Source organism: Flavobacterium sp. I-STPP5a (assembly GCF_009764685.1).
Taxonomy (GTDB): Bacteria; Bacteroidota; Bacteroidia; order Flavobacteriales; family Flavobacteriaceae; genus Flavobacterium.
Genome location: NZ_VHLM01000060.1, coordinates 1 through 12236, shown reverse-complemented (window position 1 = coordinate 12236; position 12236 = coordinate 1). Strand labels below are relative to the sequence as shown.

10 protein-coding genes are annotated in these 12236 nt (G+C 33.3%); 8 read left to right on the top strand and 2 right to left on the bottom strand.

The annotated features are described in order from the left end of the window. Positions 1 to 9: 9 nt before the first annotated feature. Complete coding sequence (locus FJV36_RS12020; protein WP_158728277.1) at positions 10 to 2082, top strand: beta-N-acetylhexosaminidase; 2073 nt, start codon at positions 10 to 12, stop codon at positions 2080 to 2082. 233 nt (positions 2083 to 2315) lie between these two features. Continuing rightward, positions 2316 to 3935, top strand: coding sequence for an ABC-F family ATP-binding cassette domain-containing protein (locus FJV36_RS12015; protein WP_158728276.1), 1620 nt, complete (start codon positions 2316 to 2318; stop codon positions 3933 to 3935). 66 nt (positions 3936 to 4001) lie between these two features. On the opposite strand, the gene FJV36_RS16365 is transcribed toward FJV36_RS12015, so the two are convergent. Further along, positions 4002 to 4175, bottom strand: a complete 174-nt coding sequence (locus FJV36_RS16365; protein WP_199250867.1) for a hypothetical protein — start codon at positions 4173 to 4175, stop codon at positions 4002 to 4004. Positions 4176 to 4372: 197 nt separating this feature from the next. Between FJV36_RS16365 and pyrR the strand changes: the two genes are divergently transcribed. The 6 genes from pyrR (at position 4373) to FJV36_RS11985 (ending at position 8604) form a co-directional block, all read left to right on the top strand. Further along, positions 4373 to 4918 carry a bifunctional pyr operon transcriptional regulator/uracil phosphoribosyltransferase PyrR gene (gene pyrR / locus FJV36_RS12010; protein WP_158728275.1) on the top strand — a complete coding sequence of 182 codons (546 nt, stop codon included), beginning with the start codon at positions 4373 to 4375 and terminating at the stop codon, positions 4916 to 4918. 35 nt (positions 4919 to 4953) lie between these two features. Continuing rightward, positions 4954 to 5880 (top strand): aspartate carbamoyltransferase catalytic subunit, encoded by a 927-nt coding sequence (locus FJV36_RS12005; protein ID WP_158728274.1) that lies wholly within the window; start codon positions 4954 to 4956, stop codon positions 5878 to 5880. A gap of 67 nt (positions 5881 to 5947) precedes the next feature. After that, entirely contained in the window at positions 5948 to 6280 is a 333-nt protein-coding gene (locus tag FJV36_RS12000) for a ribonuclease Z (protein ID WP_158728273.1), read from the top strand. A 69-nt stretch (positions 6281 to 6349) separates the two neighbouring features. Continuing rightward, positions 6350 to 7255, top strand: coding sequence for a ribonuclease Z (locus FJV36_RS11995; protein ID WP_158728272.1), 906 nt, complete (start codon positions 6350 to 6352; stop codon positions 7253 to 7255). Between the two features lie 40 nt (positions 7256 to 7295). Then, positions 7296 to 7940 carry a pyridoxamine 5'-phosphate oxidase gene (gene pdxH, locus FJV36_RS11990; RefSeq protein ID WP_158728271.1) on the top strand — a complete coding sequence of 215 codons (645 nt, stop codon included), beginning with the start codon at positions 7296 to 7298 and terminating at the stop codon, positions 7938 to 7940. A gap of 160 nt (positions 7941 to 8100) precedes the next feature. Next, the gene (locus FJV36_RS11985; RefSeq protein ID WP_158728270.1) at positions 8101 to 8604 is read left to right on the top strand and encodes a CAP domain-containing protein; all 504 of its coding nucleotides are present in this window, start codon (positions 8101 to 8103) and stop codon (positions 8602 to 8604) included. 392 nt (positions 8605 to 8996) lie between these two features. Here FJV36_RS11985 and FJV36_RS11980 read toward each other — a convergent pair. Continuing rightward, positions 8997 to 12236, bottom strand: a 3240-nt coding sequence (locus tag FJV36_RS11980) for a gliding motility-associated C-terminal domain-containing protein (protein ID WP_158728269.1), incomplete at its 5' end; no start/stop codon positions are given.

Here is a 12236-nt window from a genome sequence, read left to right as displayed (position 1 = left end):
AAACCTCTCATGAAATACCTTTTTATACTGTTTTTTATAACATTATCTACAACTGCGCAAGTTACCAAAGAGTCCTTGAATTTAATGCCTTGGCCTCAAAAAGTAGAACTTAAGTCAGGAAATTTTGATTTAAAATCTACTTTTAAAGTAAATGTTACAGGGCAACCCAATACAAGAATCTTTGGAGCGGTTTCTAAGTTTTTAAGACGATTAGATGGTAGAACTGGATTGTTTTTTAAGCAAGGTTTTGTGACTTCAACCAATGAATTTCCAGATGCACAATTGCAAATTAATTGCACAAAGCCAGGGAAAATTGGTTTGTATGAAGATGAAAGTTATCAATTGACTGTACAGTCAAATGCTATTGTGATCAATGCTTCCTCAGATTTAGGTGCTATGCACGCATTAGAGACTCTTTTGCAATTGCTTCAAAACAATGCTACTTCCTATTATTTTCCTAATATAACTGTTACAGACATGCCTCGTTTTACATGGCGTGGTTTAATGATTGATGTTGCTAGACATTTTCAACCAGTTGATGTGATTAAAAGAAATTTAGACGCAATGGCTGCTATGAAAATGAATGTTTTTCATTGGCATTTGGTTGACGATCAAGGTTGGAGAATTGAAATGAAGAAGCATAAAGTGCTCACAGATAAAGCTTCTGATGGTCTTTTTTATACTCAGGAAGAAATTAAAGGTATTGTAAAATATGCTGCTGATAGAGGAATTCAAGTAGTTCCAGAAATTGATGTGCCGGGACACGCTTCTGCTATTTTGACTGCCTTTCCAGAAATTGGAAGTAAAGTAATAACTATAAGTAAAGGTTCTTCTGAAAAAACGATGACAGCATCTGGTCTTGTGACCTATTCTTTAGAAAGAAATGCAGGAATTTTTACGCCAACTTTAGACCCTTCTAATCCAAAGACATATCAATTGTTAAGTGAAATTTTTGATGAAGTTTGTCCCCTATTTCCAGGGAAATATTTCCACATAGGAGGCGATGAAAACGAAGGTAAAGATTGGGATTCGAATCCTAAAATTCAAGAATTCATGAAGAAAAATAAGTTAGCTAACAATCATGATTTGCAAACTTATTTTACCATGCAGTTAATTCCGATGTTAAAAAAGCATCAAAAAGAATTGATGGGATGGGAAGAAATCATGACCAAAAGCATGTCAAAGGAAGCTATAATTCATTCCTGGAAAGGGCCTAATGAAGGTGTTGTCGCTGGTAGTTCTCTTGTTGCAGCTGCTAGCAATGGTTATAAAACAGTATTGTCTAATGGTTTTTATGTAGATTTAGTTCAAGGAGTTGAAAGTCATTATTTGACTGATCCTATGCCTAAAAACACGTCGCTTTCATCAGAAGAAAAAGCTAGAATTCTCGGAGGAGAAGCTACAATGTGGAGTGAATTGGCTACACCTGAAACCATTGATTCAAGAATTTGGCCCAGAACCGCTGCTATTGCCGAAAGACTTTGGTCTGATGCCAATGTAACGGATTTGGCAAGTATGCGAAAAAGATTGAAAAACATTTCTTTTCGATTAGAAGAACTAGGTATTACGCATATTCGAAATAAAGAGGTGTTGTTGAGAAATATCAGTAACAATCAAAATACAGCTGCTTTACAAACATTTTCAGCAGTTTGTGAACCGCTGAAAATTTATTCCCGTAATGCTGGAGGAACAGAGTATCAGATGTATTCTCCTTTTACTTTGTTTGCTGATGCATGTGCGCCAGATGCCGATGATGCTTTAGTTTTTAATGAATTGATAACAGAGTATGTAAAAAACAAAGATGTTTCATATGAAGCTGCAATTGCTTTGTTTTTTAATAAATGGATACAAAATCATAAAGAATTAGAGGGTTTAAGTCAAAATGCTCCATTGGTAGAACCTCTTTTGCCGTTGTCTAAAGCATTACATGATTTGTCAGAGCAATTGCTTTTTAAGTTGCAAATGAAGTCAAATTATAATGGTTCTTTAGCAAAAGAGTTACTAGAAAAATGTAATTCAAAGGCTCATGCCGATGTAGAACTCGCTGTTTTTAAGGGTTTGAAAAATATGGTGGAATTATAATTTTTTTGTTCAAATATTGATAGGTTTAGTTAATTAAGTTTGGTTTATTTAGTTTTATTAATTTTTGAATTGGTGTTAATTTCTTTTCAATTTGTTTATTGTTGTTATCAAGAAATTAATTTCAGAGAGGATATCTTTATGATGTCCTCTTTTTTTTATAAGTTAATCGATAAAATGAAATTAAACTAAGCGAATTTTGTACTTTTGCAAAAATTTATTAAAAAAGATAATTCATGTTAACAGTAAATAATTTATCAGTTCAGTTTGGCAAACGAATATTGTTTGACGAAGTAAATACGACCTTTACACACGGAAATATTTATGGCGTTATCGGAGCCAATGGGGCTGGAAAATCTACTTTCTTAAAGATCATCGCTGGTGATATGGATCCTACTTCGGGACACATTCACTTAGAACCTGGCAAGCGTATGTCTGTTTTAAACCAGAATCACAACATGTTTGATGAACATTCAGTACTGGAAACAGTAATGATGGGAAACAAAGTTTTGTATGCTGTAAAAAAAGAAATGGACGAACTTTACTTGGATTATAATGATAAAAATGCAGATAGAATAGGGGAGTTGCAAGTGCAATTTGAAGAAATGAACGGTTGGAATGCCGATTCTGACGCTGCATCTATGCTTTCAAACCTTGGTATAACTGAGGAGCATCATTATACATTAATGGGTGATCTTGAGGGCAAAATTAAAGTACGAGTGTTATTGGCGCAAGCCTTGTTTGGAAATCCTGATTTATTAATTATGGATGAGCCTACCAATGACTTGGATTTTGAAACCATTGCTTGGTTAGAAAATTTCTTAGCAAATTATGAAAATACGGTAATTGTAGTATCGCATGACAGACACTTTTTAGATTCTGTATGTACACACATTTCTGACATAGATTATAATAAAATCAATCATTACTCTGGGAATTACACGTTTTGGTATGAATCGAGCCAGTTAGCTGCAAAACAACGCGCACAACAAAACAAAAAAGCTGAGGAAAAGAAACAAGAATTAGAAGAATTTATTCGTCGTTTTTCTGCCAATGTTGCCAAGTCGAAACAAGCAACTTCTCGTAAAAAAATGATTAGTAAATTAAATATTTCCGAGATAAAACCTTCTAGCCGAAGATATCCTGCCATTATTTTTGATCAAGAGCGTGAAGCGGGAGATCAAATCTTAAATGTACAAAACTTGAGTGCCTCTATTGACGGAGACATTTTGTTCAAGGGTGTAGATTTGAATATGGCAAAAGGAGATAAGATTGTCTTGTTTTCAAAAGATTCTCGTGCTACAACTGCTTTTTACGAAATCTTAAACGGAAATCAAAAAGCAGATTCTGGTACTTTTGATTGGGGAGTTACAACAAACCAAGCGTATTTACCAGTTGAAAATCATTCGTTTTTTGAAAGTGATTATTCACTAGTGGACTGGTTGCGTCAATGGGTAAAAACAGAAGAAGAGCGTGATGAGGTAAACATTAGAAGTTTCCTTGGGAAAATGATTTTTTCAGGTGAAGAAGCTTTAAAAACATGTCGTGTTTTATCTGGTGGAGAAAAAGTAAGATGCATGTTGTCTAGAATGATGATGGAACGTGCTAATGTGTTAATGCTAGATGAGCCTACGAATCACTTAGACTTGGAGTCGATTACGGCTTTTAATAATTCATTAAAAAACTTTAAAGGATCCGTAATTTTTACCACGCATGATCATGAGTTCTCTCAAACTGTTGCTAATAGGGTAATTGAACTTACTCCAAATGGAGCTATAGACCGTTACATGACATTTGATGACTACTTAGATGATGAAAAAGTACAAGAATTGAGAGTGAAAATGTATTCTAAATAACAATAAATCCCGCAGCAGCGGGATTTTTTTTGATGTAAATTCTAGCTTTAGTTTTTTACAGAGCTATTATTTTCTTTTGAATATTTTTGTGATTATAAAAAGTAAAATTGCAATAACAGCAACAACTAAAAAAATACCAACGCCTACACCAGCTTTAAAAATTCCCTTAACAATGGAACAACTTGATAAAGTGAGTAAAAGAAAAGATAATAACGAGATTCTTGTAAATATTTTTTGCATGATTTGAGTTTTTGAAATGTTTTTATTTTTTGTAAAATTAGATTAAAAGAAGAAAATGATTGTTACATAATTATTGCAGATAATTATAAAATGTAGCTTTTCAGTTTTTTATAAAATCATGCTGTATTTGTTTAGATTTAATTTGAAAATGCTAAATATGTATTTGTATATTTGTGTAACCAAAGAACAACCTCGCCATGAGCCAAAAAGTATTGCTTACTGCTAAAGAAGTTACTATCATTTTACACCGTTTGGCTTGTCAATTAATAGAAAAACACCTCAATTTTTCAGATACGATTTTGGTAGGAATTCAACCAAGAGGAGTTTTTTTAGCAGAACGTTTAAAAAAAATTCTACAAGACGAATATCAAACTCCTGAAATTCAGTTAGGATATCTCGATATCACATTTTTTAGAGATGATTTTAGAAGAACCGATAAACCATTAGAAGCCAATAAAACGAAGATCAATTTTATTGTTGAAAATAAGAAAGTAATTTTTATTGATGATGTTTTATTTACTGGTCGTAGTATTAGGTCAGCATTAACAGCAATCCAGTCTTTTGGTAGACCATCAGAAATTGAATTGCTAGTCCTTATTGACAGAAGATTTAGCCGTAATTTACCCATTCAACCTGATTATAGAGGGAGACAAGTAGATGCTATCAATAATGAAAAAGTAAAAGTAAATTGGAAAGAAAATGATGGCGAAGATGGTGTTTTTTTAATCACCAGTGAGTCATAGCAATTGCAAATCAGAAAATATAATCGTAAATAGAAATGAAAGAATTAAGCGTAAATCATTTATTAGGTATAAAGTACATCAATAAAAATGATATTGACTTGATATTTGAAACCGCAGATCATTTTAAAGAAGTTATTAATAGACCGATAAAGAAAGTGCCTTCGTTACGAGATATTACAATAGCTAATATTTTTTTTGAAAACAGTACAAGAACAAAACTTTCCTTTGAATTAGCTCAAAAACGTTTGAGTGCTGATGTAATTAGTTTTTCGGCAGCACAATCCTCAGTAAAAAAAGGAGAAACATTAATTGATACGGTAAATAACATCTTATCTATGAAAGTAGATATGGTAGTGATGCGACATTCTAATCCGGGTGCCGCATATTTTTTATCAAAAAATGTCAAAGCAACCATTGTTAACGCAGGAGATGGAGCTCATGAACATCCTACACAAGCCTTACTAGATAGCTATTCTATAAGAGAGCGTTTAGGCGAAGTTGCGGGTAAAAAAGTAGTCATAGTAGGTGATGTTTTGCACTCAAGAGTAGCATTGTCTAATATTTATGCTTTGCAAATGCAAGGAGCCGAAGTAAAAGTGTGTGGGCCCAAAACGTTGATACCAAGATACATCAACTCATTAGGAGTAGGGGTTGAACCTGATTTAAAAAAAGCATTAGAATGGTGTGATGTAGCTAATATGTTGCGCGTACAAAATGAGCGTATGGATGTTAATTTTTTTCCATCAACACGAGAATATGCCCAGCAATACGGCTTAGATAAAACTCTTTTAGAATCGTTAAGTAAAGAAATCGTAATTATGCACCCTGGTCCAATCAACAGAGGCGTTGAGATTACAAGTGAGGTAGCAGATCATCATCAATCTGTAATTTTGAATCAAGTTGAAAATGGTGTAGCTATTCGCATGGCTGTCATTTATTTATTGGCCTCAAAAATTCAATAGCGGTATTCAGTACTTTAGATAAATAATTCCGCACTATATTTTTATAAATGTATTTTAATTTAATATCATGAAAGTAGATCAAAAAGGACACACAATAGTAATTTGCGATACACAAGGTGACTTTACATCTTTTTTAATGAAAGTTACGCACCAATACAAAACATTTGAAAAGCATAACATAATTATTGATTTGTTGATGTATGAAAGTATGTCAACATTAGACGTTAAACTTTTTTTGTCTTTATCAAAAGATCATAAAAAAGCAAAAAAGTCATTTGTAATTGTTACTGCTGATTTTGATTATAATGCAGTTCCATCAAAGTTAACTGTGGTTCCATCATTATTAGAGGCGCATGATATTATTGAAATGGAAGAGATTGAAAGAGATTTAGGCTTTTAATCAATCTATTCTTTTTTTTAAACCCTATTGATTAAGGAAGCAAGTATAAATAATCGAATAAATAGTATATTGAAATTAACAATTCTTGGTTGCTATGCGGCCACTCCTAGAACTTTTACAAATCCCACAGCTCAGGTTTTAGATATTAATAACAGGCTCTTCTTAATTGATTGTGGCGAAGGTACACAAGTTCAACTTCGAAAAAATAAAGTGAAGTTTTCTAGAATCAATCATATTTTTATTTCGCATTTACACGGAGACCACTTTTTTGGTTTAGTAGGTTTGATATCTACATTTTCATTATTAAATAGGACTACTGATTTACATATTTATGGTCCCAAAGGGATTAAAGAGATTATAAAATTACAACTGAGACTGTCTAATTCTTGGACCAATTATGGATTGTATTTTCATGAATTAGAATCAGTAGAAAGTGAAATAATTTTTGAGGATCATAAAGTTGTTGTCAAAACAATTCCCCTTAAACACAGAGTTTACACGAATGGTTTTTTGTTCCAAGAAAAAATAGGAGAACGTAAATTAAATATAGACGCAGTTCAAGATCATGAAATTGATACCTGTTATTATCAAAATATAAAAAACGGAAGAGATATCACCTTAGACGATGGTAGTGTTATTTTGAATAAGGATCTTACTTTTGACCCTATGCCAGCAATGAGTTATGCTTTTTGTTCTGATACCGTTTATAATGAAGATATACTTCCTATTATAAGTAATGTAGATGTTTTGTACCACGAATCGACTTTCTTACAATCAGAGGAAAATTTAGCTAAAAAAACATTACATTCTACTGCCAAAGAAGCTGCTTTAATTGCCCTGAAAGCTAATGCAAAACAATTAGTTCTAGGACATTATTCAACACGCTATGAAAGTATTGAAATGTTCAAGCAAGAAGCAGAAACTGTTTTTCCTAATGTATTACTTGGTGACGACGGTAAAAGCTTCGAATTTTAAAATACAAATAATATAAAAACACTATTTAAACTATACGATAATGAATGATTTAAGTGATTATAGAAAGTCATATGATAAGAGTGAACTTTTAGAAAGTAACATTCCACAAGATCCTATAAATTTATTTAATAGATGGTTTCATGAAGTTGAAGACTATGGAGGAGATAGTGAGGTAAATGCCATGACATTATCAACAATTGGTTTGGATGGTTTTCCTAGAGCGAGAGTCGTTTTATTAAAGAAGTTTTCTGAAGAAGGTTTCATTTTTTATACCAATTATAATTCAGAAAAGGGTAGGGCTATTATTGAGAATGATAAAGTTTGTTTGTCATTTTTTTGGCACACTATGGAACGTCAGGTAATTATTAAAGGAGTAGCTCGTAAAACTTCTGAAATGATTTCAGATAATTATTTTGATTCAAGACCAGACGGTAGTAAACTTGGGGCAATTGTATCTAACCAAAGTGAAGTTGTTTCGTCAAGAGCAGTTTTGGAAACGAGACTTTTAGAGCTAGAAAAAGAATTTGCAAATACGCCTATTTCAAGACCTGAATATTGGGGAGGCTTTATTGTAAATCCTTCAGAAGTTGAGTTTTGGCAAGGTCGTCCTAACCGTTTACATGACAGAATACGTTATATTTTTCAAAATGATCAATCTTGGAAAATGGACAGACTCGCTCCTTAGTCATTAAAAAACTTACAATTTTGTTTTTATGAAGTAGTTGGTCGATTTTATTTGCCTTATAACGGTATTTTTACCTATATTTGAGTAAGAAAATAAAATTAGATTACTAATTTTAAAGTTTGTTGCCCCACAATCGACTTTAAGTTTAACCTACTCGATTATGACTACAAAATTACTTCGTACATTATTGCTAAGTTTAGTGGTATGTATATCAGCCTCATGTTCATCTAATAGTTCAGATGAAGAAATTAACGAGCCTAGAGCACAAAAAGTTTCTAATTTTTCGTATAGTGCTTTTGAAATTGAAACGATGGATTTAATAAATTCATACAGAGTTAGTAAAGGTTTAAATCCACTTTTTAAGATTAATCATATGTCCTTTAAATCTGAGGAACATGATAATTACATGATCGAAAATAATGTTGTTAATCATAATAATTTTGTAGAAAGATCTGAAAATATTATTCAGACCTTAGGAGCTAAAACAGTAAGTGAAAATGTAGCTTATAATTATAGTACACCTCAATCTGTACTTAATGCATGGCTAGCTAGTCCAGGGCACAAAGCAGTGATAGAAGGTAATTTTACTCACTTTGGTTTAGCAGTTAGAGAACATCCTACAAATGGTAGAAAATATTTTACAAATTTATTTGCTAGAATTTAAGATTTTTTAATTTTTTTTGAAGCTATCTCATTTATGAGGTAGCTTTTTTGTTTCAAATCGTTTTTGTGATGTTTCTATATCTAAGTTAGAATTTGTACGAGATATGGAAAAATAAAGTACCTCAAGTATTTGTAATGTACTGTTCTTTATAGTCTTTTATCAACTATATGGAACGATTTTAGAATTTAATGTGATAAGAGTTATTTTTGACGTTCAAAATGTTGCCAAATAGGTTTATTGTTGATACAAAAAAGAGCATCAATTGTTTTACTTTTTGATCATGCTTTAACTTTCGGTGATTCATAATAGGTATTTTAATTCTTGTTGTTATGGATTATCTAAAAAAAAACCTGAAGAATATACTTCAGGTTTTAAATCAGTTTAAGATTTATCTATCGATTGATATATAAATAACTTGCTAGTTTTTTAATTTGAGTATTACCATCCTTGTCAATTGCGGTGTAGTTTAAAATATAATAATAAGTACCAGTTGGTAAACCAGCAGTATCTTTAATAGTCGTTCTTCCTCGAGAATAACCATCAAAATAATTGTTTTGGTTGTTATAGTTTTTTGTTTCAAAAACTAATACTCCCCAACGATTATATATTTCTAAGTTATTTTCCGGATAACAAGAGGTGTTGTCAATATTTTTAATTACCAATTTGTTATTTAAACTATCATTATTTGCGGATATAGCATTAAAAACTTCAACGGTTCCACATGCAAGTACTAAACAATCATCATTAACTTTAATAGTTATTCTTACAGTAGTAGGGCAGGTTGTATTACTTACTTTATATTCAAATACTTTGTCACCTATACTTTGACCAAAAGGATTAAATTGATTTCCTTGCAAAGCGCCTGTATTATCTATATCAGTCCAGGTTCCATTTATAGGAGTTCCACTAGGGAGTAAGTTATTCATATTTATTATACCAGTATCTCCATTACAAGCAGAACTTTCAATTGTTTGAAGTCCATTTGTATTAGTTACATTCACATTTTGTGTGAATCTAGATGTATTTCCACAAGTATCTGCTACCAGCCATTCCCTAATAATTGTATATGAATTAGAGCTATTGTTATTTATTGTTTCAGTGTAATTATTTGATGTAACACTTGAACAATTATCAGTAAATATCAACTCAGGTTTCACTGGAATTGCATCACAATTAACATTTATATTTCGTTGGAAAACGGTTGCGGTAACAGGTCCTTGATTATCTTGAACGTTTATTATTTGCGAAGCTGTTGTTGTATTACCAGCAGTATCTATTACAGTCCAAGTTCTTGTTACAGTATACGATCCAGCACAATTTCCTGTAGTTGTAGTGTCAATAAAACTCAAACTTACAGCTCCACAGTTATCAGTTGCAACAGCTTGTGCAAAATTAAGTGTTGTCCCACATGAAACAGTTGATGTTGCTGGTAGTTGAATTATTATAGGTGAAACATTATCTTTTATTACAAGAGTTATTTTTGCAGTTTTACAGTTCAATGGATTTATTCTGTCACAAACTTGGTAAGTCAAGTCATATTGTCCCAATGCTAGGTTATTTATTATGCTCAGGTTTCCTAAATTGTCTAATGTTATATTTGCATTTTGTCCAGACAATATAGTCAAATTGATAGTTTCAGGAACTATTGGACTGTTGTTTAAAGTATCATTTGTTAATATATTACCTATAATACCTGCTGTATTACAACTTAAATTAGTGTACATATCATCTGCTAATATTATGTTAGCACTTTCTACAGTTACTCTAACTGTTCCAATAGAGCAATTACTTGGATTTTTAGCCTCACAGATTGTGTACAGAACTGTATATTGTCCCGCTGGTGTATTTGGAGATACTCTGATTTTTCCATCAGAGCTAACTGTAATGGGGCCGTTGGGGATATAAGTTATTACTACATCAGTAGGTGATAATAGGATACCGTTTAGAGTATCATTATTTATAACGTTGATACCTATTTCACCACCTGTTATGCCATTTACTAGTCCTATATTATCATCTACCGCAACTATTAATGCATTGTTATTGTCCAAAATCGTACCTGTAGCACTGATGGTTCCAACAGCAATGGTAAAGTCTTCGTCATTTTCATCAATAGTATCAACAGTTGTTGGTACACTTACGGTTCCCGTAGTTGCGCCAGCAGGAACTCTTACTTCAACGTTTGTAGTAATGTAATCAGCACTTCCCGCAGTACCATTAGTCAACACAAAAGTATAGGTAGTCGCTTGATCAGAAGGGTTACTCAATGTGAAGCTGAATACTACATTAGATCCTTCGGTAGCCGAAGCAGGAGTGATTGTTGCCACGGTAGGCAAAGCATCATCATCAGTTATAGTTACAGTTGCAAATTGACTGCCTAATTCTGTTGCACAACCTCCAGTTACGCTGTCAATATTTGCAATAACTGTTTCTGACCCTTCGTTGATATTGTCATCTATTGGAGTAATGGTTACAGTACCAGTAGTTGATCCCGACGGTATAGTTATAATTGTACTATTCGCAGTATAATCAGAACTAGATATAGCTGTTCCTGAATATGAGATTGAAATAGTTACATCACTGATAGTTGTAGTGGATAATGTAGCTGTTAGAATTGTACTACTTCCTGAATTTTCAGCGATTGAAGTTGTTCCTGTTAAAGTAACAGTCGGTGCATATACGGTAATTGTTCCACTTGTTGTTTCAGGAGTACATCCACCAGTGGTAGTTACAGTATAATTAAATGCACCAGGTCCAGTTGGAGTTCCACTAATAGTAACCACATTCGAATCCCATGAACCAGTTACACCTGCTGGCAAGCCAGCGAAATTAGCTCCAGTAGCACCTGTAGTAGCAAGAGTAATATTGGTTATCGCCGAGTTGATACAAACCGTTTGATTGGTACCTGTTGCAATCGTGTTCAATGGTGTCACGGTAACGGTTCTTGTAGCGGTAGCATCAGCACAACCACCAGTTCCAGTTACGGTATATGTTATGGTAGCTGTACCTGGGTCAACTCCTGTAATTACTCCTGTTGAAGGATCAACAGTAGCTACTGCAGTGGCACTAGAAGTATAATTTCCACCAGTTGTTGTAGCAGAGAAAGTTGTAGAAGACCCCACACAAACTGCTTGTGTTCCAGAAAGCGTTCCTGCTGTATTAGCTGGTGTAACTGTTATTGTTCCAGTAGCATTCACTGTACCACAACCACCTGTTAAAGGAATGCTATAGCTGAATGTTCCTGAAGCTGTTGGAGTACCACTAATTGTAATTGTGTTCGATGCCCATGCAGCAGCAGCTCCAGCTGGCAAACCATTTGCACCTGAAACGCCATCATTTGAAATCCCTGTTGCACCAGTTGTAGCGTGCGTAATATTTGTTACTAGCGTATTGATACACAACGTTGGCGTACTTGATGCAGTTCCTGCTGTATTAGCTGGTGTAACTGTTATTGTTCCAGTAGCATTCACTGTACCACAACCACCTGTTAAAGGAATACTATAGCTGAATGTTCCCGAAGCTGTTGGAGTACCACTAATTGTAATTGTGTTCGATGCCCATGCAGCAGCAACTCCAGCTGGCAAACCATTTGCACCTGAAACTCCAGAATTTGAAATCCCTGTTGCACCAGT

What these genes read in the sequence shown, in the direction of transcription:
- FJV36_RS12000 (WP_158728273.1), top strand. Translation starts at nt 5,948, where the DNA reads ATGAAAGTAGATCAAAAAGGACACACAATAGTAATTTGCGATACACAA.
- FJV36_RS11985 (WP_158728270.1), top strand. Translation starts at nt 8,101, where the DNA reads ATGACTACAAAATTACTTCGTACATTATTGCTAAGTTTAGTGGTATGT.
- FJV36_RS12020 (WP_158728277.1), top strand. Translation starts at nt 10, where the DNA reads ATGAAATACCTTTTTATACTGTTTTTTATAACATTATCTACAACTGCG.
- FJV36_RS12015 (WP_158728276.1), top strand. Translation starts at nt 2,316, where the DNA reads ATGTTAACAGTAAATAATTTATCAGTTCAGTTTGGCAAACGAATATTG.
- FJV36_RS16365 (WP_199250867.1), bottom strand. Translation starts at nt 4,175, where the DNA reads ATGCAAAAAATATTTACAAGAATCTCGTTATTATCTTTTCTTTTACTC.
- pyrR (WP_158728275.1), top strand. Translation starts at nt 4,373, where the DNA reads ATGAGCCAAAAAGTATTGCTTACTGCTAAAGAAGTTACTATCATTTTA.
- pdxH (WP_158728271.1), top strand. Translation starts at nt 7,296, where the DNA reads ATGAATGATTTAAGTGATTATAGAAAGTCATATGATAAGAGTGAACTT.
- FJV36_RS12005 (WP_158728274.1), top strand. Translation starts at nt 4,954, where the DNA reads ATGAAAGAATTAAGCGTAAATCATTTATTAGGTATAAAGTACATCAAT.